At 51.9% G+C, this 22823-nt stretch carries 24 protein-coding genes; 13 read left to right on the forward strand and 11 right to left on the reverse strand.

Annotated elements, in window-relative coordinates; genetic code table 11:
* Window positions 1–20: 20 nt before the first annotated feature.
* The 3 genes from AC1DFB_RS13480 to AC1DFB_RS13490 all read right to left on the reverse strand — a co-directional run bounded on the left by AC1DFB_RS13480 (window position 21) and on the right by AC1DFB_RS13490 (window position 1864).
* On the reverse strand, window positions 21–170 hold the full coding sequence (locus AC1DFB_RS13480) for a hypothetical protein (protein WP_480921457.1): 150 nt from the start codon (window positions 168–170) through the stop codon (window positions 21–23).
* Window positions 167–322 carry a hypothetical protein gene (locus AC1DFB_RS13485; RefSeq protein ID WP_480921458.1) on the reverse strand — a complete coding sequence of 52 codons (156 nt, stop codon included), beginning with the start codon at window positions 320–322 and terminating at the stop codon, window positions 167–169. Before AC1DFB_RS13485 ends, AC1DFB_RS13480 begins: the two co-directional genes overlap by 4 nt.
* 261 nt (window positions 323–583) lie before the next feature.
* Window positions 584–1864, reverse strand: coding sequence for a tetratricopeptide repeat protein (locus AC1DFB_RS13490; RefSeq protein WP_480921459.1), 1281 nt, complete (start codon window positions 1862–1864; stop codon window positions 584–586).
* A gap of 267 nt (window positions 1865–2131) precedes the next feature.
* On the opposite strand from AC1DFB_RS13490, the gene AC1DFB_RS13495 reads away from it, so the two are divergent.
* The 3 genes from AC1DFB_RS13495 to AC1DFB_RS13505 all read left to right on the forward strand — a co-directional run bounded on the left by AC1DFB_RS13495 (window position 2132) and on the right by AC1DFB_RS13505 (window position 4484).
* A complete protein-coding gene (locus tag AC1DFB_RS13495) occupies window positions 2132–3052 on the forward strand; it encodes a sulfurtransferase (RefSeq protein WP_480921460.1) in 921 nt (306 codons plus the stop codon).
* Window positions 3053–3116: 64 nt separating this feature from the next.
* Window positions 3117–3908: a class I SAM-dependent methyltransferase gene (locus tag AC1DFB_RS13500; RefSeq protein WP_480921461.1), complete on the forward strand. Its 792-nt coding sequence runs from the start codon at window positions 3117–3119 to the stop codon at window positions 3906–3908.
* A 66-nt stretch (window positions 3909–3974) separates the two neighbouring features.
* Window positions 3975–4484, forward strand: a complete 510-nt coding sequence (locus AC1DFB_RS13505) for a MaoC family dehydratase (protein ID WP_480921462.1) — start codon at window positions 3975–3977, stop codon at window positions 4482–4484.
* Between the two features lie 164 nt (window positions 4485–4648).
* Here AC1DFB_RS13505 and AC1DFB_RS13510 read toward each other — a convergent pair whose 3' ends face one another.
* Window positions 4649–5500, reverse strand: coding sequence for a LysR family transcriptional regulator (locus AC1DFB_RS13510; protein WP_480921463.1), 852 nt, complete (start codon window positions 5498–5500; stop codon window positions 4649–4651).
* Between the two features lie 133 nt (window positions 5501–5633).
* Here AC1DFB_RS13510 and AC1DFB_RS13515 point away from each other — a divergent pair, with 133 nt between their 5' ends.
* Window positions 5634–5855 (forward strand): hypothetical protein, encoded by a 222-nt coding sequence (locus tag AC1DFB_RS13515; RefSeq protein WP_170825504.1) that lies wholly within the window; start codon window positions 5634–5636, stop codon window positions 5853–5855.
* Window positions 5856–6183: 328 nt separating this feature from the next.
* Here the strand turns inward: AC1DFB_RS13515 and AC1DFB_RS13520 are convergent, their stop codons facing one another.
* The 3 genes from AC1DFB_RS13520 to AC1DFB_RS13530 all read right to left on the reverse strand — a co-directional run bounded on the left by AC1DFB_RS13520 (window position 6184) and on the right by AC1DFB_RS13530 (window position 9110).
* Entirely contained in the window at window positions 6184–6963 is a 780-nt protein-coding gene (locus AC1DFB_RS13520) for a methyltransferase domain-containing protein (protein ID WP_480921464.1), read from the reverse strand.
* 222 nt (window positions 6964–7185) lie between these two features.
* Window positions 7186–7758, reverse strand: coding sequence for a carboxymuconolactone decarboxylase family protein (locus AC1DFB_RS13525; RefSeq protein ID WP_480458186.1), 573 nt, complete (start codon window positions 7756–7758; stop codon window positions 7186–7188).
* Between the two features lie 479 nt (window positions 7759–8237).
* On the reverse strand, window positions 8238–9110 hold the full coding sequence (locus tag AC1DFB_RS13530) for a bile acid:sodium symporter family protein (protein ID WP_480921465.1): 873 nt from the start codon (window positions 9108–9110) through the stop codon (window positions 8238–8240).
* 227 nt (window positions 9111–9337) lie between these two features.
* On the opposite strand from AC1DFB_RS13530, the gene AC1DFB_RS13535 reads away from it, so the two are divergent.
* The 4 genes from AC1DFB_RS13535 to AC1DFB_RS13550 all read left to right on the forward strand — a co-directional run bounded on the left by AC1DFB_RS13535 (window position 9338) and on the right by AC1DFB_RS13550 (window position 12584).
* A complete protein-coding gene (locus AC1DFB_RS13535; RefSeq protein WP_480921466.1) occupies window positions 9338–10315 on the forward strand; it encodes an AraC family transcriptional regulator ligand-binding domain-containing protein in 978 nt (325 codons plus the stop codon).
* Window positions 10316–10476: 161 nt separating this feature from the next.
* Window positions 10477–11343 carry a cysteine hydrolase family protein gene (locus tag AC1DFB_RS13540; RefSeq protein ID WP_480921467.1) on the forward strand — a complete coding sequence of 289 codons (867 nt, stop codon included), beginning with the start codon at window positions 10477–10479 and terminating at the stop codon, window positions 11341–11343.
* 48 nt (window positions 11344–11391) lie between these two features.
* Window positions 11392–11877, forward strand: a complete 486-nt coding sequence (locus AC1DFB_RS13545; protein ID WP_480921468.1) for a YHS domain-containing (seleno)protein — start codon at window positions 11392–11394, stop codon at window positions 11875–11877.
* A gap of 137 nt (window positions 11878–12014) precedes the next feature.
* Window positions 12015–12584, forward strand: coding sequence for a carboxymuconolactone decarboxylase family protein (locus AC1DFB_RS13550; RefSeq protein ID WP_480921469.1), 570 nt, complete (start codon window positions 12015–12017; stop codon window positions 12582–12584).
* A 284-nt stretch (window positions 12585–12868) separates the two neighbouring features.
* On the opposite strand, the gene AC1DFB_RS13555 is transcribed toward AC1DFB_RS13550, so the two are convergent.
* Window positions 12869–14335 carry a SpoIIE family protein phosphatase gene (locus AC1DFB_RS13555; protein ID WP_480921470.1) on the reverse strand — a complete coding sequence of 489 codons (1467 nt, stop codon included), beginning with the start codon at window positions 14333–14335 and terminating at the stop codon, window positions 12869–12871.
* Window positions 14336–14360: 25 nt separating this feature from the next.
* A complete protein-coding gene (locus tag AC1DFB_RS13560) occupies window positions 14361–14738 on the reverse strand; it encodes a hypothetical protein (protein WP_480921471.1) in 378 nt (125 codons plus the stop codon).
* 120 nt (window positions 14739–14858) lie between these two features.
* On the opposite strand from AC1DFB_RS13560, the gene AC1DFB_RS13565 reads away from it, so the two are divergent.
* The 5 genes from AC1DFB_RS13565 (at window position 14859) to AC1DFB_RS13585 (ending at window position 21425) form a co-directional block, all read left to right on the forward strand.
* Window positions 14859–15413 carry a SiaB family protein kinase gene (locus AC1DFB_RS13565; protein ID WP_480921472.1) on the forward strand — a complete coding sequence of 185 codons (555 nt, stop codon included), beginning with the start codon at window positions 14859–14861 and terminating at the stop codon, window positions 15411–15413.
* Between the two features lie 10 nt (window positions 15414–15423).
* Window positions 15424–15813, forward strand: a complete 390-nt coding sequence (locus tag AC1DFB_RS13570; protein WP_480921473.1) for a DUF1987 domain-containing protein — start codon at window positions 15424–15426, stop codon at window positions 15811–15813.
* Window positions 15810–16868 (forward strand): adenylate/guanylate cyclase domain-containing protein, encoded by a 1059-nt coding sequence (locus AC1DFB_RS13575; RefSeq protein WP_480921474.1) that lies wholly within the window; start codon window positions 15810–15812, stop codon window positions 16866–16868. Before AC1DFB_RS13570 ends, AC1DFB_RS13575 begins: the two co-directional genes overlap by 4 nt.
* A 746-nt stretch (window positions 16869–17614) precedes the next feature.
* Entirely contained in the window at window positions 17615–17818 is a 204-nt protein-coding gene (locus tag AC1DFB_RS13580) for a hypothetical protein (RefSeq protein ID WP_480921475.1), read from the forward strand.
* 238 nt (window positions 17819–18056) lie between these two features.
* Entirely contained in the window at window positions 18057–21425 is a 3369-nt protein-coding gene (locus AC1DFB_RS13585; RefSeq protein WP_480921476.1) for a DEAD/DEAH box helicase family protein, read from the forward strand.
* On the opposite strand, the gene AC1DFB_RS13590 is transcribed toward AC1DFB_RS13585, so the two are convergent.
* The gene (locus AC1DFB_RS13590) at window positions 21422–22249 is read right to left on the reverse strand and encodes a hypothetical protein (RefSeq protein ID WP_480921477.1); all 828 of its coding nucleotides are present in this window, start codon (window positions 22247–22249) and stop codon (window positions 21422–21424) included. The two genes, AC1DFB_RS13585 and AC1DFB_RS13590, sit on opposite strands and share 4 nt — an antisense overlap.
* Window positions 22191–22808: a hypothetical protein gene (locus AC1DFB_RS13595; RefSeq protein WP_480922642.1), complete on the reverse strand. Its 618-nt coding sequence runs from the start codon at window positions 22806–22808 to the stop codon at window positions 22191–22193. The genes AC1DFB_RS13590 and AC1DFB_RS13595 overlap by 59 nt, the downstream gene beginning before the upstream one ends.
* Between the last annotated feature and the right edge of the window lie 15 nt (window positions 22809–22823).

A 22823-nucleotide genomic window follows, 5' to 3' on the forward strand; every position in this document is an offset into this window, starting at 1 on the left:
AAGGTTGAGCAAACTCTACATCACAACGAGGGAAGTTTCGGGGGGCAGGTCACAAGCCAGACCTCCGGACCCTCTTTGCGACGGGCTTGCAACTCTGCGATCATGTCATCCAGAGGAACATCCTGTAACGGGCGCCCGAAGATCTCTTCTTCTGAAAAATCATCTGTCATCGCTCAACATCCTCGACACTGATCGTCAAGACTAAGATCTTGTTTGGTTTTACAGTGATCCCTTTTCCTTCAATCTCTCGAAGTTTGCCGTTCACCAAAGTCTCGCAGATTACGAAAATTGGGATTTCCTCTTCTGTAGCCTTGTCACTCATCTGGCTTACCCTGATCAACTTGTCGGCCGCGTGAGTGACGCGCCGTCCAATCCCTCCACAGTAGCCCACCGACAAGACCACAAACACCGCTCGCACACACCTAAGACGGGCTTTTGAGAAAACTGATGTCAGAAGTCAGATTGGTCTTTTCCGCCAACTAACACTTTTGGGGCCTAGTGGCGTCGTGCGGCAATTTCCGTTCCAGTTGGCGTTGAAAACGTGAAATTTGCGCTCATTGCGGGCGTCAAATATACGGGCACTCTATCCTGCTAGCGTGGCAACTGCATGGTCGTGAGAGGTATGCGGTCGATGCATGTTGAGAATGCGTCGAGCTTCATTCGATTGTCCCGAAATTGCTAGCGCATGCGCCAATGAAAACTCAATAATGTCGCGTTGCGCCCTGCTGCCGCCAAGGCGTTCGTGCTCAGACATGACACTTACGAATTTCTCAATCGCTTCGTCCGCATTTCCATCCGCCAGCGCACGGAATGCGCCTGCGACCGAAGCAACGGTGGGGCCTGCGGGTCCCTTTGCGCCGTCAATGGTTGTTTCCAGACGCTCTCTGTTTCCAGCCATCGCATGCGCAAGAGCAGCGTGAACATCCGCAAAAGCCAAGCCAGGTGAAGGAAAGAACTGAACAGCATAGTCGCTGAGTTGTTGCCAACGCTCCTGAGGAATGTGCTCGCCAGCCAAAAAGGCGCGGTGAACAATTGCCACACTGTCAGTCAGAACGTTCAGCGGCGGCGCGGGAGGTCGGTCGGGGGAAACGTAATCATCAAACAGCTTCCACATACCCGTCACATCGCCGCTCTCAAGCGCCCATAGAGCTACGTGCCAACTGAGATGGCAGTGCAGATACGCTGTGAAGGGATAGTCTTGCCAGAACTCGCGCAGATAAGCGTAGCCAGCGTCCGTCTCCCCGTTCTCATAGTAGAGATGGGCCCTGACATGTGCACTGTGCGCGCTGTCTGGCCTCAACTCAAGCGCGCGCTCGATGTTTTCCGCGGCGGGGCCGATCTGTCCGGCCTCCATCTGGGCAAACGCATGCTGGCAGAGAAACCACCAGTCGTCGCCATAGTGTGGCTTCAACATGGTTGTGTACGCAAGCTGCTCCGCCTCGCGTCCAGCCTGACCTGAAAATCCGATTAAGCCAAACACGCTGGTACATGTCTGAGCCAGCAAAATATCTCGCGGATGGTCTGCGACGTGATCTCGGATGCGCCTGTAAGCCTGCGGTGCACGCCCCTCAATGAGATCGTTGATAAGTTCGATCTGGGCGGCTTCGCGCGGGCTGACGCCTTGCGACAGTTCCTTTGCGGCGGCTAATTCTCGCTTTGCATCTTGTCCGCGCCCGACGGTAACAAGATAGCGTGCAAGGCCAACATGGGGCATGGCAAAACTATCATCTGCCTGCATTGCAGAACGGAAAGCTTCTTCAACATCGTCAAAAGCACCCAGAAAACGGTCGATGCCTTCAACATAGGCGTCACGTGCAGTTTGTGATGTTGTGGTTAGCGGGCTTCCGTACCGATCTTCGAGCATCCAAACCTTCCACTATCTGTTCCAAACCTGTCCGTCAGTGAGCTATATGAGCATGCTTAACCATAAACGAGTCAAAGGAAATCGACGTTTCGAGGTGCCACGATTTCAGCATCAGTTTCTTTCAGAAGCCACATAAAATCATCGAAATTTCGTTCAAACCATAGTTGCTTCCACCAAATCCAGATTTTCCAAAATTGGACTCCGAAAGCAATTTTGAGGATTATTCCATAAGGCTCGACCCACGTCCGGTTAGAGGAGAACGTAGGGATGGTAATACACAATCGCCCACTCATTGATACGGCTTGGTTGGCAAATAACCTGACTGACCCGAAACTGCGCATCATTGATGTTCGCTGGAAGTTTAGGGAGGAAAACGGCAAGGGCGTGGCCTATGACGATAGGAGCGAGTTCCAAGCCGAGCACATTCCTGGCGCAGTGTATGTTGGCATGTCGACAGAGCTTGCAGACGGCACTGAGAACATTCCCGATATGATGCTTGGGCCAGAGGATTTTGGGGAAAAGATGCGCGAGTTGGGTGTTTCCAACGACAGTCATGTCGTGGTCTACGATGACTCCGGGCTTCCGCTGGCTTCCGCGCGTCTTTGGTGGGCACTTTCGCACTATGGACATAAAAACGTGCAGGTCTTGGACGGCGGCTTGCAGCAATGGAAACTCGAAAGTCGGCCCACTGAAACTGGCGATCTAACCGTTGAGCACGGTGACTTTGAACCAACAGTGCAGGGTAATTGGATTGCCCACAAAGCTGATGTTCTGCACGCGATAGGTAAGCCCGGAGTCAGAATTGTGGACTTTCTGCCAAACGACCTCTTCCGAGGCGACGGCGTTCACACATGGGGAGGTCGCTCGGGACATATCCCCAGTGCCGTCAACATACCGGCGATATCGAACATCGATCCGGATTTGGCACACACACCCATTGCCGAACGGGCTGCGAAACTAAAGGAACGTGGTTCATTTAAGTTGGCGGATCATTCCAAGCTCCTCAAGCACTATCAGGACAAGGGAATTCAAATTGACGATGAGGTCATCGCCTATTGCGGCCGTGGCATAGCTGCTTCTTGTGGGCTCCTTGCGCTGCGCCAAATTGGGTTCGAAAAGTCCCGCCTGTATGATGGTTCATGGGCTGAGTGGAGCGCCGATGAGAGCCTTCCGGTTGAAACCTCGTGAGACTACGATTTTGGGTCATTTTGGGTGGTCCAATTATTAACGCGTTGCTAGGAGGATATTTTTGATGACGGACAAATTCCGGCTGACCAAAGAAGCTGCGCAGAAGTACAACAACCACAGTGTGCCTGCGATGTTTGGCCCATTGGCTGAAGCAACCATGCAGAAGGTTCAGCTTCGAAGCGGCACTTGTGTCATCGACATTGCATGCGGCACCGGGGCTTTGACGCGAGAGATAGCAAGGAAACTGACCGGCGAAGGCCGGGTTGTTGGCGTAGATCTGAACGAAACCATGATTGAGGTCGCGCAGTCCAATCAGCCGGATTGTCGTCATGTGCTCGAGTGGTATGCAGCAGATGTAACCGAGTTACCTTTTGGAAAGGCTACGTTTGACTATGCCTTCATACAACAGGGGCTTCAGTTCTTCCCCGACAAATCCGCCGCGTTGCAAGAAGTTCATAGGATCTTGCGCAATGACGGTCAGCTATTTTTGACATGTTGGCGCGCTGTGTCGCCCTTCAATGGAGCGCTTTCAAAAGCTCTCGAACGGCATGTTGGAACAGATGCCGCAGTCAAGGCCAGAGCGCCTTTTTCGTTTCGAGATGGGGACCTCATATCGAACTTGTTGGTCGATGCAGGCTTCAAGATAGCTCGTCACGAGCCGTTGGTACTAGAGCGAAGATTTATTGATCTTCGTGCGCAAATCATGGCGCTGCCAATCGAAACTGATCTTAGGGATGCAGGTGCTGACGTCACCAACAAGGTCGTGGAAGAGGTTGCAGACGCTTTGTCTAGATATGACAAAGAAGGCGTATTGCACGTACCGCAAGAAGCGCACCTTTTTGTCGCCACGGCATAGGTCAACGACCACTGGCTCAGTTCTCAATTACGATCTTTACCATGGTCGAATGACAATGCGGCATTAGTGGCTGCCGAGCGTGGCTCCGCGTTGACGGTTGAGTGTGCATCAAACTATACTTTTGCCATGGCCAGCGGAAAATACATCGACGATTTGTCGGTTGGCGAAACCTTCGAAACCGGTGGCGTTACGCTGACCGAGGGAGCGATTATTGACTTCGCACTGGTTCATGACCCGCAGCCCTTCCACGTTAACAAAGTGGCTGCCGCAGAGTCGATTTTCGGCGGTCTCATAGCCAGTGGATTTCAAACAATAGCGCTTACTTTCAGGTTGTTCCGCGACACTGGTGTACTTACCGGCACCAATCTGGGTGGACATGGTATGGACGAGGTACGGTGGCTGGCTCCGGTGTATTGCGGTGACACGATCAGCGTGCGCGTCACGGTTGAGGCAATTGCACCATCACGTTCGAAGCCAGACCGGGGAACGGTCAAATTCCGATACCAGACATTTAACCAGAACGATGTTGAAGTTCTTAACCTGGTCATGCACCACGTGATGGCATGTCGGAGTTAAGGCGGTTTGCAGCGACTTGGGCGCGGCGATCAATTCGACCTCCCTTTGTCATCTTCAAGAGTATCCTTGGGCTCGCCACATAAGGCTTCTATTCGCAATTGCGGTCGTGGCGTACATGCAAACTAGCTTGTTCGCGTGTTCTCAATCCTTTTTTGCCCAAATAACTACTTGTAGATTGCCGCATAGCGAGGTGCGAAGAACTTAACGAAGGCTCTAACCTCTGGCCGGCGATAAGCTTCCGGCGAAATGAGCATTAGGTGCGGCACCGCAAGTTCCGGGATTTCGTCGAAACATCGGATAAAAAACATGTCTGTTTCCACCAGCTTGACATTGCTGATCCCAAGGCCTTGCCCTGACCTGATCGCCGCATGCATTAGCTCCAGTTCAGTGAAAGACATGACGATCTGGTCCGGCTCCACGTGATTGGTCAACCATTCGTGGAATACATTTGGCACATCGTCCCGCTGAAAGGTAACAAACTGATGCCCGGCCAGATCATTCGTTGACCTCGGTAAGCCAAACTTGTCCGCGTAATTTCTACTGCCGAACAAAGACCAGCGAGCCGTGCTGATTTTCCGGCAGATAAGGTCGGGTTCAGGATCGGTTCTTGCAAGGCGCAAAGCAATGTCGGCCTCTCCGGCCGTCAGGTCCAGCGCTCGAACGCTGGATAAAAACTCGAATGCGACATCCTGATTGTTGGCGGAAAACTCGTTTACGATTTCGATCATGCGTGCGGAGAAATTTGCCGAATAAGCGGTGATACGGATGGGTTGTGTCGACGTCAAATCTTTCGCGCAATCGGCAAATTCAAGGACTGAAGCCTCGATTGCTTCGGCGAGAGGAACAAGGCGAAGGGCTTCTGGGGTTGGTTTGAACCCGTGCGTACCGCGCTCAAAAAGCGTTAAGCCTGTTTCTCTTTCGAGAACATCAATGCGTCGGGCAACCGTTGGTTGGGAGACCTTTAGCTTTCTAGAGGCCGCAAGCGTAGACCCTTCTCTGAAGACAGAGAGGAACACACGAATATCCGACCAATTTCGGAACCCGTTCTTCATTTTTGTAGAACAGCACAATTTTGTGCTGGATACCAGAAAAACAGGTGAACAGTTACTGTTGTTGCGACAGCGCAAGTAACTCGGAAAGGACCATGAGATGGCTTCCCATACAATGTCACCCAGCATCTGGACCGTATTTGGTGGACTGTTCGGCTGGACCAAAAGAGCCTGCCCCGAAACCCGTAAGCCGCAGCCTACAGCCAACGATCTTCACGCGGAACGCGACTATATTAATGACGTGATCTGGAGTAATCCCGCTGCGTTTTCGAGTGAACTGGACGTGCAGAACATGATGAGTCTGTATCCAGGAAGGTTCTGACGACACTCGGTGACAATCGGCCGAATAAGGCGATTAGATCACGCCAAATGCAGCTGCAAGCTGGAAGTGGCAGCCACGCACCTGCGTTGTAGCCATTGAGTAAGTACCAATACGAGACCTTCTGTCATCACGCCTATCGCTGCGGTCGTTCGAACGTCTGATCAATGCCTGCACGTCTGGCACTTCCTTGGGGCTTCACCGACGACAATTAAGTATGGACAAAAGACTTGCAGCACCTGTTGGGGCGCCTGTGACACCAATGGGGGTCTCTTGAACCGCGACTTTCATGAAGCCCGCGAAAGAACCTAGGCCGATTTACTTAGCTCAATCACCCCTTTTTGCGCACCACGACGACAAATTGGGTCATCGAAAAGAAGAAGCGTCCAGTCCTTGCAAGGCTGAGCTGCTCATCAAACCACGATTGCGCAACTGCGGGATCAAAATGGTCATTTGCGACAGTGTATTGCTTCATGAGGTGCATCATCATGATTGCGAGGCCATCAGGCTTTAGCTGGTGATCTGTCATTGTGAACGACAAGACATCTTCCACATGGTCGCCGCGAGCCTTTATTAGTGCAGGCAGTCTTTCCGGGACGGAGCCACTCACAAAGTGCTGGTTCCAGGACGTCAGCATCTTTTGCATTCTGTCGGGCTCATCGCTGAACCAAATCAAGCTCCCAAAGTGTAGATCGCTGATGACGAGACGTCCGCCGGGTTTGACGCACCGCAGCGTGTCGGACAGTGCACCGTCTACGTCTTCGATGTACTCAAAGACCTGTACCGAGACGGCCTTGTCAGCACTCTCATCCTCAATGGGCAAACTATTTGCGGCACCAGCACGAAACTCCACGTTCGCATAGTCGCTGCATCGTTCTCTTGCGGCTGCTATCATATCCTCGCTTGGGTCGATCCCGATGACATAGCCATCCGAGCCAACTGCACGGGCCAACTCCGCTGTTAACATCCCGTTGCCACAACCGACATCCAAAATAGTCTCACCAGGAGCCGGGCGCAGCGCATCAAATGAAGCCTGTCTTCGCCGTGTCAATTCTGCTCCCTGATAGGCGATTTCAAGCAATCTCGTTGTTTCAGCGTCAAATTTAAGCAACTCTCCCCCTTACAAAGACCACATGTCCACAAAACCTTATCAGAAAATGGGATTTCTACGAAAAGCAGGACGGATCATTTTGGTTTGAACATAGATCCACCAACAATAGATGAAGGTGCCGACTGGTATCGACGAATTGGTTAACCTCGGGAGGTAAGGACGCTTCTGCCGCTTTATCGAACCAGCTTTTTGTCTTCGCTCGAAAGTTCGAACAACATCAATTCAAGGGATGTCGAGGCCGTTCTCCCGTCCGAAATCGGTGTAAAAGCTGTCACTGCGGCATCGCTTCAAAGTGGCTTCGTCCGCTTCTCTTGGATCGGTGCCAGGGCTTTGAACACCTGTTCCTTCTATGAAGCGGTTCACGAGATTGAAGACACCACAGACTTGGATAGCATCGAACAGCGCGCTCTCTGACCAGCCTGCCGCGTAGACTGCATTTGCGTCGGCTTCCGTCATTCGGGATGGAGAGACGGTGAGCTTTTCAATGTAAGCCAGTAACGGTTTGAGATGATCCTCGACCGGTGCCGTATCGCGGTCTGCCATCAGTGCCTCGATTGTCTCGACCTCAATACCGTAGGCTTTGGCGAAAACGATGTGCGCCCCATGGCAATACGAACAAGCATTCAAGCCAGAGACATAGGCTGCGATTAATTCACGCTCGGCAACCGAGAGGTCGCTCTCTCCCCTCATCACAAGGCTTTCGTACGCACAAAGCGGAGAGAGTTTGTCTGGAAAGGCTTGATAGACACTTCCCAGCGTCGCGTTCTCAGGCAGAGATGGAAACAGGCGTTTCATTCAATCCTCTTTCAGTCTTGCTTTGGATAGCTTTGTCTCAAAGTGAGGAACCTAACGGTGCATACGCAACCTTAAAGCAATTCTGGGATCCGCACAGAGCTTCTGTTGGAATACAGCCGAAGAAAAGTTTGCCCAACAACACTCCAACGTGATCTTTGTTTGGCCAAAGGCAGTTTCAATTGAGCCTTTCTCGTAAGTCTTCAAAGTATGGATTGAGCTCAAAACCGGAGCTTCACATCCAAACGTGGTGACTTCCGCCTTGCGGACAAAACTGACCTTGGAGTCTACACCTTCGCTGACGCAGGATCCACCGCACTGGCAGCAACAGTTTTTCCCTTCAACAGGGAAAATCGCCAAAGCGGCCGTTCCACAGAGGGCTTGGGAGCTCCTTGATCGCTCTTTGACCAGATGGCGCTCCGGCATGGAAACTAAGGGACTTGGCCCAGCCCATAACCAGAGCTGGCAAATAGGCGTCAGGATCATAAAATTGGGCTTCTTCGCGCAAGGAAAGCGAACACAGGCAACATTGTTACGATCCAGACCACGCTATAAATTGCGGATGGGATGGCATATTCGCTTAACCCATTGGTGTTAGGCAACAGCAAGGTGGCAATTGCGATCCCCAAAGCTCCGTTTTGAACGCCGGTCTCAATTGAAATCGTCTTCGCCTCGATGTCTGTGCATCCGAGCATCCCTGAACTCATGATGCCAATAAACGTGAGTGACGCACCTACAACCAAAAGTGCGGGTCCAAGCCTAAGGAAGTTATCCGCGACCACCACCCAGTTTGAAATGATCGCGCCTCCGATGACCAGCGCAAAAAGTAGCATAGAGACCTTGCTAAAGACTGGTTCGACAGCGGCTACAATCCGCGGCGCCAATGACCGCGCGGTCACCCCGACTAGGATTGGAGAAGCTGTTAAAAAAAACATTGCTAAAGCCGTCGAAGAGATGTCGATAGCGGGCGCAGTTGCCCCCATGAACATCTGCATCGAAAACCCCAGGATAAGCGGTACGGTAACGACACAAGTCAGACTGAAGACTGCTGTAAGAGTAACGGACAAAGCAACATCCCAATTCGAAAGCTTGGTTACGATGTTACTGATCGCCCCGCCCGGACAGGCCGCTAAAATCATAATGCCAACGGCTGTCTCGGCGGAAATCCCAAAGATAAAGATCACCATCAAAGCGATGCAAGGCAGCAAAATGATCTGGTTGAGAGCCCCGACGCAAAAGGCACGTGGACGTCGTCCGATGCGTTGAAAGTCAGCCGCTGTGAGTCCGAGGCCAAGGCAGAACATGATTACAACAACTGCGAGCGGCAGCAGCACAGATATAAAAATTTCGCCCATCTACCATGACCTCTATGAGTGCATGCTTCCGCACGCTTTCGGACGATACCGTTCAGAAAACCTGATGACGAGTTTTATCAGTTTGGCGCATTTATCCTCAAGCGCCCGAAGATCGAGGCTGTCTTTATTAATTATACCTATCACAAGGTTGGACGATCTGGTGTGAAAGAGCTTTCCAGTGCTAATCTCACTGTATGGCAAGTGTAACATACGCATTCGCGCGCGCGATGGCCAACGCCGCCGGGATGACGCTGAACGACGATGGCGCCCTGATTTCGAATGGCGCTGTCGTGCTGCGTTTACCAGAAGCTCAAGACGGCCAATTGGCGGATGATGCGTATTTCGATATGATAGATTGGATTCGTGCGCAACAAGCGGACGAGGCCGCGTTAGTTGAGGCCTATGCAAACGCGATTGCGACCGATGATCTCGGCGTACTTGGCCTGGCCGTTAAGACAGCTCCGACCTTGCGGCAATCATTGCAACGGATCGAGCGCTATTTTCGTCTCGTCACGGACACCGCAGTTTACAGACTTGATGAAACCGGCGACCCGGTTCTTTGGATTTTTGAAGGACAAACACCACATCGCGCCGCCTTGGAGCTGCGCAACGAATGCGCGCTTGCGGCCTTTGCGAGGAACATGCATCGGTTTGTGGGTGATGGGTTGTCGCTCGCATATGTCACGTTTCAGCATGCATGCAGACAAGAGCCAGAACATTACGCCGAATATTTCGGGTGCCCGGTTCGATTTGGGAGCGCCCACAACGCCATTGCTATGCGCCCTGCTATGCTGGAAAGCAAAAATCGTCTTGGCGATCCGGGCTTGTCAGATTTCATGACGAAGCACCTGGATGAGGAGCTCAACTCTCGCGATGACGACACCTCACTGAGCCAAGCAATTGTCCACCGGCTTACGCCAGCCCTGAGTAACGGCGCACCGCAGGCGGCGCATGTCGCCCAAGAGATGGGAATGAGCGAGCGCACTCTTTACCGCAGGTTGGCCGAAGAAGGGCTGACCTATCGCGAAGTTCTTGGTCAGGCACAAGTTGCACTCGCTCGTGACCTGCTCCGTGACGGTAAGGCTTCCATAGCCGAGATCGCCTTTATGACCGGGTTTTCGGAACAGAGCACGTTCAGCCGCGCCTTCAAGCGCTGGGTTGGCCAGGCTCCGGCACGATTCAGGCAGCAGGCGACCTCCGACTAGGCACACACCTCAAGACCACATGGCAGGTTCGGCCAAAACCTTGGCAGGGCGGGCCGATACCTCAATCGATGTGGCGCCTAACTTCTTCTTTGTCAGATCCACCTGGGGCGCTCCCGAGTAAAGCAAACCCATTTGCCCCTCTCAGACAAAGGAAATTTGCAATGAGCAATCATGACCACAAACATGGAGCAAGCTGCGCTTGCGACGTCACGCCCGAACGCGTTGATATGGCGCGCCGGCGACTCTTGCAACAAGCCGCCGGTGCGGCCGCGGCAGGTACAACAATAGTGGCTGGCGGACAGGCCCTTGCCGCGACCGACGAAGCACGCGCCTACTATGCTGACCCGGAAAATCCAGGCCTTCCCCAAATCGACATGACCATTGAGCCGGGGCGTACTGCGCTTGTGGTGACCGACCCCCAGATTGATTTTTTGTCAGAGGACGGTGTGACGTGGGGTGTCGTTGGCGAAAGCGTGACCGAACAGGGCACGGTCGACAATATCGAACGGCTTTTCAATGCCGCCAAGGCTGCGGGGATGCCGGTCTTCATCTCGCCCCACTATTACTACCCGCATGACCACAAGTGGGAGTTCGAGGGCACTCTGGAAGCCACGATGCACAGCATCGGCATGTTTGACCGCCTGGGACCGCTCAATTTGGACAACTTCGAGGGCTCAGGTGCCGACTGGATGCCGCAATACAAGAAGTACATCGAGGATGGCGAAACCATCATTTGCTCGCCACACAAGGTTTACAGCCCTGCTCAGAATGACCTGAACCTGCAATTGCGTAAACGCAAGATCGACAAGGTGATCCTCGCGGGGATGTCGGCGAACCTGTGTACGCAGGCGCATCTCTACGAGCTGCTGGAGCTGGGCTACGAAGTCGCTGTCGTTCGCGATGCCACAGCCGGGGCCAAGGTGCCTGAAGGTGACGGGTATCTCGCCGCCATAATCAACTTCCGAATGGTCGCCAACGGCGTCTGGTGGACCGACGACGCGGTTGAGCGCATTGGCCAATCGGCCTGACCCAAATCGATCTTCAAATTTGATCCTGACATCCTGAAGGGACATATCATGACACACATCTTTACATTTCCCGCACTTACAACAGCTTTGACTCTCGCCCTGGCGGCGGCGGCATTGGCTGACGATGAATACAACGTTTCGAACAGTCTTACCTTGACCGGGCAGCCCCTCGGCATGCATGGCGTCGATCCTGTATCGATGTTTGAAGCCGAAAAACCCGAAATGGGTAACGCCACTTTTACATCGACCCATGATGGAGTGGACTACTATTTTGCGTCGCAGGCAGCGCAAGCCACATTCGAGGCGGATCCGACGGCACATCTGCCTCAATTCGGCGGGTTCTGCGCCTTTGGCGTCTATGTAGGCAAGAAGCTTGATGGCGATGTTCGGTATGCCGATATCGTGGACAACAAGCTCTATCTCTTTGTGAATGAGGACATCTTCAAGAAGTACCTTGAGGACAAAGAGACCGTGATCCAAGGCGCCCATGCTAAGTGGGCAGACATCCACCACACGCCTGTCGGCAGCCTTTGATCGAGGAATTTGGTGGCTTTTGCCGGTCGGAGCCACCGCTGCCTCTCCCCTCCCCAAAAGGCCGGCATTTCTCCAAGACGCCCTGTCCGCAATGACAATTCGCGTGCGTCGAAAACTCTTCCCAAAGGAAACCAGACATGACTGATTTTGAGACCTATACAATCGCCTCAGCCCCTGATGCCGCGAAACCAATTCTGGAAGCATCGCTGAAAGGATATGGTTTTGTGCCCAACCTTTATGCGGCCATGGCCGAAGCGCCCGCAATTTTGGAAGGCTATACGACACTTTCCAACATCTTTGGAAAGACCAGCCTGTCAGAGACTGAGCGCCAGATCATCCTTATGACTAACAACCGGATGAACGGGTGCAAGTACTGCATGGCCGCCCATACCACTCTTTCACAGATGGCCGGTGTCCCCGAAGACGTGATCGCAGCGTTACGCGATGGCAGCCCTATCGCCGACTCCAAATTGGAAGCACTGCGCAAATTCACCATCGTGATCAACGAAAGCCGAGGCTGGCCCAGCGACGCACAGGTCGAGGCGTTTCTGACGGCTGGCTATACCCGCCAGACCATGCTGGAAGTCATCCTTGGCACAGCGTTGAAAATCCTGTCGAACTATACGAACCATGTGGCGGAAACGGCTTTGGATGATGCGTTTGTCCCAAATGCATGGACCGCCGCATCCGCGGCGGCGGCTGAATAGCGCGATTTTACCTAATTGTTGGTCTTGCGCTTAGGCCTGAGTTTGGTTCTGGTCAATAAGGGAATCCGATTTGAGACGTTCGACCGCAAAATCAACAAAAGCGCGTGCCGCACCTATGTCACCGAAGCGCCCTGTCGAACGGTCAGTCCACTGTAGCGCCTGTTCAGCGAGGAAAAATCGGCGTCACCTCAGTTTTAATAATGCCTAACAAAGCCTTAGATAGTACAGGAGTAGACATCAACGTTTACGGATAAGCAGAGGGCGTTGCACCTCACAAACACACCTTAATCTGTTTTTCGGGCAGTGCGAAAAGCGATCATGGTTAAGTCATCTAAGCGTTCTTCATTCGTACTATAGTCTTGAAAAGCGCTGTAAATAGCCGACAATAGATCTTCCGAACACGACCACTCTTCCTGTTCAAATACAGATAAAATTCTCTGAAAACCAAAAGCTAAACGTTTTTCTCCACCTAATTGGTCAATCAACCCATCAGTTGAAACAAAAAAATCTGTGATTTGATCTATTTGAACTTCGTGCTCCAAGAATTTTGGACCAATAGGAGTGTCCACATACCCAATGCTCAGCTTATCACCTCGGATTCGGTCAATGCCGGTCTTGGATTTGACCAAAAGAGACATGTGCGCACCTGCAAACGTCGCTACCCCTTTTGCTGTATCGATCTGGCAAATCGCAGCGTCCATGCCGTCGTTGGAAGTCCCGTTTGCAGTATCCTGATTTAGAAGTGAACGCGTCAAATCGCTCAACTTGGACAGCGCCAGCGACGGGCTAAGCGTTTCATTTTCGTAGTAGAGCCGCTCGAGTGTAGCGATAGCCAACATGGTCATGAAGCCTCCGGGAACGCCATGTCCGGTACAATCAACTACGGCGAGCGTCGTAATTGGGCCACCCGTTTTGATCCAGTAGATATCCCCACCAACCAAATCGCGTGGTTCCCATATGACAGCGAAATCAGCAAAGGCGGCCTTGCACTGGCTTGTCGTGGGCAACAAACCCTGCTGAATTCGCGTGGCATAGTTTACGCTTGCGACGATCTGGTGGTGCGCCTCGCGGATTTCATTGACACGTTCAACCTCGCGATCCAACATTGAGTTATAGCTTTGAACAACCTTGCCAATCTCATCTTCCGACTCGTATGGGACAATTTGAGGGTCATCGTATCGCTCGAACCTTTCAATGGCTTTCAACATTTGGCCGAGAGGTCTGTTGATGAGCCATAGAAATGCAGCAGCGCCTGCTAAGATGAGCGCAAATCCCCCGAGAACTCCAAGAAGGACCACAACCCCCACTTCTGTCCTTAACTCATTGTTCAAAATCTCCTGATCAATTCGGGCCAACATCGTGGTCGGCCCTGCGGCCGTCGGAACAGAAACGACGATGTCTAAACCAGGTTTTTTTATTTTGTCGCATCCTATAGCAGGCCAGGAAACCAAGGTTTCTGAGCTTTGCTCTAACCTCTGTTCAGCGCAAATAACGTAAGGAAAACCCGAATAGACAGCCAGCAGGCTCGTTGCTTGCGCAAGATTTCCTGCTTCAACCAATTCAGCCAACGGACGCGCGATCCGATTGGCAATCGTTGCAACTTCCGCGGCAACCTGATCCGTTTGAGCTTGCTTTTTGAATTCATAGTAAAAAAGAAGCACAATGGCATTTACCACGCCTCCGAGCAGGAGGGTCGCCAGAATATGCTTCAGGAATATTCGGCGCTTCAAGAATGTCCAGAGTTTACGCACTAAATGCCTCTATAGTGTCCGGCATTTAGTTCCCGATGTTCTTCATCGCGGCCTGAAGAGCGTCACGATTGTTGACGATCATCTGTACAACTTTGTAGTCCCCGGAAACTTCCCGCACTAGAAAGTCTGCGGTCACGGTGTCACCGCCTTCGGTTATCATTTCAGAGCAGACGAAATAGTCACTTCCCGCAGGAATAACCATGGGATGAACATTTGCTGGGTAAACGGTTTCAAACGCGTTGGTGGTCGTATCCAGATACGTGTAAGAACCGTCGACCATCACTCCATCAACATGCGATATCATGGCAGATTGGAGCTTTGCCTTGACCTCAGTTGGAATGTCGGCCGCTGCTGCCGGGTTGGACGATATTACTACGGCGACCATACACAATAGCCTAATCATGTTAACCTCCCCACTAATAACACTGCACAATTGATACACCAAAAATGCATAAATGTGTATCTTATGATATTAAGGCCTGAATTGAACTTGGTGCCACCCAAGCATGACTAAGGGGAACAGATGCTTGCAAGCGAAGTCTACGAACTACGCGCCAACCTGCGCCGACAAGGCGTTGTCTTTGCATACAGTGGTTATGTAACTGAAGGTATCCTCAGTGGTGTTGGCGATGCGTTAAAGCAGAAATTAGTGTCTGAAGATGCTGACACCAAAACTCTCCGAAGCGTTTTCGCTGTTTTCGTAGAGCAAATGCAGAACATCATCAGATATTCAGTTGAACGGCTATCAGCCGACGGTGAGACCGAGGTGTTGGACATAAGTTACGGCATCGTGACTATCGGAAACGAGGCCGACAGCTATGTCGTTCATGCGGGCAATCTGATTCTTTTGAGTGACGTCGACAATATGCGAAGACGACTTTCAGAACTACGAGCAATGAATCGTGAGGAACTTAAGGCCGCGTACAAAGACCAACTTCGGGCGGAAACTGACACTGTCAGCAATAGTGCAGGTATCGGGTTAATTGAAATTGCGCGCCGAGCGTCAAAGCCAATCGAGTTTGATTTTATGCGGATTGACGATCAGCACGCATTCTTCGCGCTTAAAGCGACGGTTTAAGAGGGTACGAATGCAGAACATAGATATCCCGGCAACAAACCGCACCCCGGCCGTGGTGTTCGATTTTGACGTTGGCCACCTCAAACTGATTGGGGAATCCTACCCTGAGGATGTTACGACCTTCTACAACCCGTTGTTTGATGCTTTGAAAAGTTGGTTGTCGGATGGCTCAATATCCAAATGTCGTTTTGAATTTCAACTCATCTATTTCAATTCGTCCAGCGCCAAGGCCATCATGATGATCATGGAGCTTTTAGATTCCGCTGCTGAGGCGGGGAAAAGCGTTGACGTCTATTGGTTTCACGACCCCGAAGACGAGACCATGGAAGAACTTGGAGAGGAGTTTGGGGAAGACCTGAAACATGCCAGTTTCACACTGGAAAAGTTGTTGGATCGATGACTATCGACGATCTCTTTGTTCGCGAGAATGAGGCTTTGGAAGTCGCGGAAGCAGCTTTAAACAGTGGGAAATTTCCGAATGATGAAACACGCAAATCAATTGAAAACCTTGTCGGAGAATACAGAAAGCTGCTCAGAACCACGCGGCGCATGATGCGATTGAGTGATCGTAACGAGCGGGAACTGAATGCACTAGCCGAAAAACAGCGCATCGCCGCCGAAGAGGTTACCCAAAAAAACCAAGAGCTTGAGGCATTGTCAGGAAAGCTTGCCAAATACTTATCGCCTCAAGTCTACAACTCGATCTTTTCCGGTCGCCAAGAAGTTAAACTCGCGAGTAAGCGAAAAAAGCTAACAGTGTTTTTCTCGGACGTCGCCGGCTTCACAGAGCTTACGGATCAGATGGAGTCGGAAGATTTAACAGAACTCCTGAACAGCTACCTGACCGAAATGTCGGAAGTCGCTCTGAACCACGGTGCGACGATAGATAAGTTTATCGGCGACGCAATCCTTGTCTTCTTTGGAGATCCGGAGACTAAAGGGGTGCGGGAAGATGCTTTGGCATGCGTGAGAATGGCAATTGCAATGCGAGACAAGTTGACAGAGTTGCGGGCAAAATGGAGTCGTCATGGAATAAGGCAACATTTACAATGCCGTATAGGTATCAATACAGGCTTTTGTACGGTTGGGAATTTTGGAAGTGACGACCGAATGGATTACACCATTATCGGCGGCGCTGTGAACGTGGCATCAAGGTTGGAGCATCAGGCCGAGGAAGGAGAGATTTACATCTCGTACGAAACCTGGGCGCACGTGAACCACGAAATAGAGACCGAAGAAGTTGGAGCTATCCAAGTCAAAGGCGTGGCTCAACCTGTCATGACATACCGCGTCTTGGGTCAAAAGAAATCGAGACCTCGCGCAGAAAAAGTAGTATATGAAAACCCGAATTTTCAAATGGTGTTGGACCCGAGCTCGATGACACCAGAAGAACGCGCCGCAAGCTTAAAGATACTTAAGACGGCGCTTGCATCACTCCGTAAAAACGAACACTGAGGTCTCGCAGCCAGTGTTTGAACGTGTCTCGGCAAATTCCCACGAATACTCAAGAATTGTTCCATGCTGTGGACAAGGTCAGTTTTGTTCATAGATCTGAATTAGATGAAACTGCCTCAAGGGTAGCTTCGCCCGGATATTGTTGAAAAACTTCATTTTTCGAGAAAATGGGTGAAAAACTTGCCCATAGAAGGCCTCTCCAAAAACTCGTCGAGGAGGTCGGCCCTAGACCATCGTTGGCAATGTCCGACGCTCTCAGAGGCTCCACTGGGTAGTCCGTTTCAATTTGGCCGTGGCAACAGATTCTGGCGGAAAAACGCGGCTGTCAGATTTTCGAGTTTTTCAACAATATCCCCGCGGACTGTGAGCTCACCCAACCCAAAACATTGCTCTTGCAGCGGACGGCTGCAATGCGATCTGCGACCGCAGAATAAAGACCTACCCTTGGATGTCAGAAGAGAGCTGTTCGCCAAACTTTGCAAAGCCCGCTTTCTGCGCATCGCTGACCTTTGAATTCGAAGAAGCATTTTGAACTTTATGTTCACGATTACAGCTAAAGGATTGTTCACGAATGTCCGATTTTCGGACTTACGGGTGGTTGGCTGACGGGAGCGCAAACGCTCTACAATTGCGACTTATGTTAAACTTAAAACAGCCTCTGGATCGGGGGCAAAATCCGCAATTCTTATACCTGAGATTAATTTCGACCTGCAATGGTTGCCCGGTATTCTACATGAGGATTTGACATGAAAAAACTAGCGACCATCGACCTGCCCAGAGCAAACGCCAATGCATTTGAAGTACTGGCACGCTGCCAATCCGCAGCGGAAATCGCCGGAGCCGAACAAGCCAGAATTCAGACTTTTCTGGAGGAAGCCGTCCAGGGTGATTATGAGCACTTGTTGCGTGTGGTGAATACCCACTTCGAGGTCTCTAGCGCCGCGACTTGACCAGAGAGGGCCTGTAATGCCGCCAGGCCCCTAATTCAAAATACTCTCAGTCACCAGTAAACTTGCCTAGCAGGCTGACTGCTCATGTTGTGTTCGAGAACCTGGTCATCGCCCAAGTAGAAACGGTGCGAATTTCCGACAGTTTCAGGAAAACGAATGTTTCTTCCGATGATGTCTTGAAGGACGATGCCCGCAGTATCACTATTAGACCAAGCGTCCTAAATCCAAGTCTTGTTCATTGTTTTCACTCCCTGATTGGCTGCGTTCCAAGCCAAAGCAGCTTACCGAAGCAAATCAAAAGCCCGCAAGTGAGCTTGATGCCGAACCGGTTGCGAAGGTCGGCACCAATATCGACCGGCCGGTTATCAATCTTTATCGACCCCATATCACCTCTGGGGATTGTCTGATTGTCACCGGGTATCAGGACTTCTTGTCGTCGCTGTCGATTTTGATGAAGGAATTGCCCGAGCTGAGGGATCTGGAAAATGACAGCGACATCCGGATCCGGATATCGTTCGGGATCGACACGGCGAATACCAAACGTTTGACCAACCCCAAACCAGTCACCGAAGAAATGAGGCTCTACTGGCTGGAGCGCTCCGGGCTTCAAGTGGAAGAGGATCACGATCTTATCGCGGTGCTGGCAAAACACGCCATCAAAACCGGCAAAATTGATTTGCGTGTCTTCGATCCGGAGCTCGCCAAACGCAAGTTGGGGATATCTGGGGATCGGCGGCTACACTCAAAAATCGTCAGCTCACCAAAAGGTGCCGTCGCCGGGTCCGCGAACTTTTCCTACTCAGGGCTCTACAGAAACATTGAGTATGCCGATGACCTGGATGCGGGCACTCATGAACTTCAGGTCGAACGCACAGATGCCGCTGAGCAAGCCTGGGACATTTCCGTCGATTGGAATGCCCAAGCACTGGAGATACTGGAAAGACTTATCAAGCCGGTTACAGCTGAAGATGCGATGGCGCGAACGATCTCGGAGCAAAAGGGGTTCGAACCCTGGCTCACCGGCGACCGAAAAGAGATCACGAGCCATACGCTGTTTGGGTATCAACAGGAGCTGACCTATGAGGCATGCTCTATCGTCTATGATCATGGTATTGCCTTCGTAGAAGCGCCAACCGGCTCGGGAAAGACCGAGATCGGATGTCACCTGGCCGAAGCATTGTCAGAGACATTCTCGGAGGTCGTACCTCGCTCCCCGGTCCATGGCGTTGCGCGAAAAAATGCAGCGGTAATCGCCCCGCCAAAAGTCATTCCCAGTTGGCGCAAGTACTCGACAAACTCGCTCCAACCTGTCGCAAACAGCAAACTTGCCAAACAACACCTCCGCGGCGCTGGCGATGAAGAAAAATCCGGGCTCAGGCTCGATCAGTTTGGTATTCTGATAATCGATGAAAGCCACACTGTTACACCAGGGTTTGAACAGGCGTCTCAAATGGCCTCAGCCATCGAGCTTGCCCCGCCAAGCTGGAATGTCTGTCTGTCGGCAACGCTGCTCGGGAACCGGGATGTCGACTGGTTGACCCATATGCAGGAGAAGCGGGCGTCCATTTTCATGACGCCTACTTTCATTCAGGCCATGGGCGAGTTATTCGAGCGTGAAACCCACGTTCCCAAGGATATCTTCAACCAGGATGCACAACTGGCCGTTTTGTCAGAACCTGACACGACGCTCACGCGAGAGGCTCGCACCGAACTCGCTCAACTTGTTTCACCGTTTTTGACACGCAGACAAAGGCGATGCATTGGCGAGGACGAAGATCCCAAGAAGCACAGTTACCCGAAACTTGAAAACCACGGGCGCCCGAAGAAACTTAAGGTGACAAAGCCTCAGCAAACGCGCCTGGATGAGATTGTTTCCCTTTGCAAAGAACTTGCACCAGGTGGCAGGGTGACCGCTGTAGAGAAAAGTCGGTTCGGGCACGTCAGCACGCAACAAAGCACGCAGGACCAACTCTACATCCGCAACCTTTTGAACATTCTGCGCGTGAGCGCCGCCCAGGCCCATTGGGAGATGTCTCATGGAGCTATTGGCAAATCGCTTCGTGACTTCGAGCGCGGTGGAAAATCGAAGAAAAAGGTATCCCACCGCGACCAGTCCGACATGTTCTCAGCATTGGGAATAGAAGCGCCTGAACCCACAAAGAAATGCGACGCTCTAAACCAAAAACTGGGTCTCAGTGTTCTCAAGGAGCTTGATGAGAAGCGGTATGAGGCGTGCCTGAGAATACAAAATGAAAAAGACAGGGTCGTCTTTCTCGCAGAACGGACGGACACACTCGAGATATTTGCAGAAGCACTGTCGCGCAGAGGCCACCACACCAACTTTGTCGTGGGGAACCAAACCAAGGGTGAAGATCGCGCCGTGAAGGCAATCTTTGGAGATGGCCCCGACAGCTTCAAGCGTATCAAACAGGGCAAGTCCGTGGAGTCTTACTTCCGGCCCGGAGGAAAGAACGAACCAAAAGGATCTGCATCGGTTTTTCTGACTTACAAGATGGCTGAAGGTATCAACCTTCAGTCGTCAGACACGCTGGTGTTGCTTGGCCTGACCTCGAACCTGAAAGAGCTCATCCAAGGTCTGGGTAGGATCGACAGGATCGATAGTGAGTTCGGGGTCGTCAATTACCACCTTGTTGATGTGCCAGTAGGTCAGTTTGCATCTGACGAAAAAATCGCCCAGCGCATAGAGAACTACAAAACTTTGGCTGGGGAGGCGTTAATCGACGCCGTCTTAGAAGAAAGCACCGAAAACGCAGAACTGATCCTCGAAAGTGTTGTTGAATATCTGCGATCCCCGCGGCGACTTCGCAACAATAACTTTCACGACGTTCTGGAACGCACCAAAAAAACAATCCCCGAAGAGCGCTACAATTTCATCGATAAGGCCGAAATCCAGGGCACCTGGGGTGCAGAGTTGGCGCTCTTATCGGCCCGTGAGAAATTCACGGCACTGCATCTCAAGGGACTTAGCAAGAGCAACGGCTTCTTTCCGCCTCGCCTGCTGCTTCTCAAGGATTCTGCGCCAGGGCTGATATTGGAACGCGACCAGCTAGCCTGTGCCCAATTCTTGGACACTGCGTACGAACGGACTAGAAGCCTCGGCATGGAACACGCCCACATGTCACTGGAAGATCTCTCCGAAGCGCTCGAGACGATTTCAGAGCAGATTGGCAAGCTGACCGAGTGGGACTTGCGCCCCGCTCGCGTTGAGAGCCTCATGAAAGCCTGCGCCGAGTTTATGGGACGCAAAGGTGGTGTCGAACTCAGTGATCAAGAATGGTTTGGCCATCTGTCACTACCGGCCGTGGAAATGGTGTGCGAGGCGTGGAGCCGTGAGCTTGATCCCTTCTGGGAACAAGCAAAACACGAAGTGCGTGACAGCTTCGCCTATGAGGATCTTCCCAAGGGGTACATCGCGCTTCAGGTTATCCTCGAAAAGCTCGAAAGCGATCATCAGGCGTCCGATGAGATCCATAAAAAGATGGTCCGGGTCATCGAGGAAGCTGAGCAGGTTTCGCGCGACCACGAACCGGCAATTGGACAGCGCATTTCAGTGGTGTTCTTTTCGGATGGTGCAGGTGAGCACTAGGCGGCCTCAGACAGCAGCGAAGCCAGATCACTCAATTTCACCAAATGTCCTCGCGTCGTCTTACCTTCCATTTGCGCACCATGGGTCTCAATCCCTTTGCTCTCGAAATCAGACAGGAGCTTTCGGGACGTTGTTCCTCTTGACCTAGCCAGTGTCGCAACGGGCATGTACTCGCTTTGAAAGACCGCAAGCTGCTGCGGCTTGACCAAGAAAGACTCGCTTGGGCCATGCGGAACGGTGCGAGATCCGAGCAGGCCCAGCTTGCACCAATGTGTCACCGCCTGAGCCTTCCAACCCGTTAACTTCGCGACATCATTTGCAGTCCAGTCCAACGAGTGCCGCTCAGATCGCAGAACCTTTTCGACGTCCGATTTCTGGAACCTGAAGTCACCGAGTAGGACATCCTGATCTTCCAATTCAGCAGCGATAGAACCTTCACAAATGAGACGAATGAGCTTCTTCAGCGCCGTCTTGTCAGTTGTTCGATTAAGCGTAAGCTCTTTGAACAAAACTGCCTCTCCCGTCAATTCAGTGGCCGATGCTCTAATCTTAAAGACAAGTTCCTCTACAGAATTCGAGTGGAACCGGCCATCCACGAGCGGTGGCCGATCTGAAACTGGGACTTCGCCGACCACACCAAGTTCTTTGAGAAATTGGAATTGTGTACGTCCAACTCCCAGATAGTCACATGTTTCTGCCGCGCTCCAGAAGCGCCGACGATCTGCTGCAATGTTGAGAACTTCGAATTTGGGAACGACTGTTTGATTATGTCCAAATCCGCGTTGACTGATCTTGCCAGCGATCTCTTTTTTGGACTGCCGCAACGAGACGCTGTGCAGAAATTCCGAGTTGTCGTGCCGCTTCCGTTGCGGGCAACCACTCTCTCGATGAAGTAGACGCCAAACGACCCGGATGGAAGCCACTGAATTCTCTCTCGATCACACGTGCCACTGCGTCCTTAAACACATCGTATTCAGGTTCTCGAAACCGCATTAAGCGCTGATACCAGTTGCCAAGCCGATCAGGAGCAGAAGTTGCATCGGGATCACCTTCATGCAGCAGCTTTTTCACATAATTTTCGAAACCATGCGGCCAGTTTGCCAAAAGGGATTCGACCGGCGCCATTAGTCGAACCGCGTCTTCAACGGTCTTCGGAATTTTCGTTTTTCCGAACTTACCCGTACGGCTAGCTTGAAAACCAGAGGCTAGGAAATGAACGAATTTACCGATGTTGCTCGGGGGTCTGGTTCCGGTTTCGGCATGTGGGATCAATGGACCGGTGCCTGAGATTGCGGATGCTATATCGCACTCGTGTTCTGAAGCTTGATAGCGTGGCAGTTTATCAAGGGGAAATCCACAACTGCACAATCGATAGCCACCCACCTGTGGTGTCAATCT

This window comes from Ruegeria sp. S84 (genome assembly GCF_056583445.1).

What these genes read in the sequence shown, in the direction of transcription:
- AC1DFB_RS13480 (WP_480921457.1), bottom strand. Translation starts at nt 170, where the DNA reads ATGACAGATGATTTTTCAGAAGAAGAGATCTTCGGGCGCCCGTTACAG.
- AC1DFB_RS13485 (WP_480921458.1), bottom strand. Translation starts at nt 322, where the DNA reads ATGAGTGACAAGGCTACAGAAGAGGAAATCCCAATTTTCGTAATCTGC.
- AC1DFB_RS13490 (WP_480921459.1), bottom strand. Translation starts at nt 1,864, where the DNA reads ATGCTCGAAGATCGGTACGGAAGCCCGCTAACCACAACATCACAAACT.
- AC1DFB_RS13495 (WP_480921460.1), top strand. Translation starts at nt 2,132, where the DNA reads ATGGTAATACACAATCGCCCACTCATTGATACGGCTTGGTTGGCAAAT.
- AC1DFB_RS13500 (WP_480921461.1), top strand. Translation starts at nt 3,117, where the DNA reads ATGACGGACAAATTCCGGCTGACCAAAGAAGCTGCGCAGAAGTACAAC.
- AC1DFB_RS13515 (WP_170825504.1), top strand. Translation starts at nt 5,634, where the DNA reads ATGGCTTCCCATACAATGTCACCCAGCATCTGGACCGTATTTGGTGGA.
- AC1DFB_RS13525 (WP_480458186.1), bottom strand. Translation starts at nt 7,758, where the DNA reads ATGAAACGCCTGTTTCCATCTCTGCCTGAGAACGCGACGCTGGGAAGT.
- AC1DFB_RS13530 (WP_480921465.1), bottom strand. Translation starts at nt 9,110, where the DNA reads ATGGGCGAAATTTTTATATCTGTGCTGCTGCCGCTCGCAGTTGTTGTA.
- AC1DFB_RS13535 (WP_480921466.1), top strand. Translation starts at nt 9,338, where the DNA reads ATGGCCAACGCCGCCGGGATGACGCTGAACGACGATGGCGCCCTGATT.
- AC1DFB_RS13540 (WP_480921467.1), top strand. Translation starts at nt 10,477, where the DNA reads ATGAGCAATCATGACCACAAACATGGAGCAAGCTGCGCTTGCGACGTC.
- AC1DFB_RS13545 (WP_480921468.1), top strand. Translation starts at nt 11,392, where the DNA reads ATGACACACATCTTTACATTTCCCGCACTTACAACAGCTTTGACTCTC.
- AC1DFB_RS13550 (WP_480921469.1), top strand. Translation starts at nt 12,015, where the DNA reads ATGACTGATTTTGAGACCTATACAATCGCCTCAGCCCCTGATGCCGCG.
- AC1DFB_RS13560 (WP_480921471.1), bottom strand. Translation starts at nt 14,738, where the DNA reads ATGATTAGGCTATTGTGTATGGTCGCCGTAGTAATATCGTCCAACCCG.
- AC1DFB_RS13565 (WP_480921472.1), top strand. Translation starts at nt 14,859, where the DNA reads ATGCTTGCAAGCGAAGTCTACGAACTACGCGCCAACCTGCGCCGACAA.
- AC1DFB_RS13570 (WP_480921473.1), top strand. Translation starts at nt 15,424, where the DNA reads ATGCAGAACATAGATATCCCGGCAACAAACCGCACCCCGGCCGTGGTG.
- AC1DFB_RS13575 (WP_480921474.1), top strand. Translation starts at nt 15,810, where the DNA reads ATGACTATCGACGATCTCTTTGTTCGCGAGAATGAGGCTTTGGAAGTC.
- AC1DFB_RS13580 (WP_480921475.1), top strand. Translation starts at nt 17,615, where the DNA reads ATGAAAAAACTAGCGACCATCGACCTGCCCAGAGCAAACGCCAATGCA.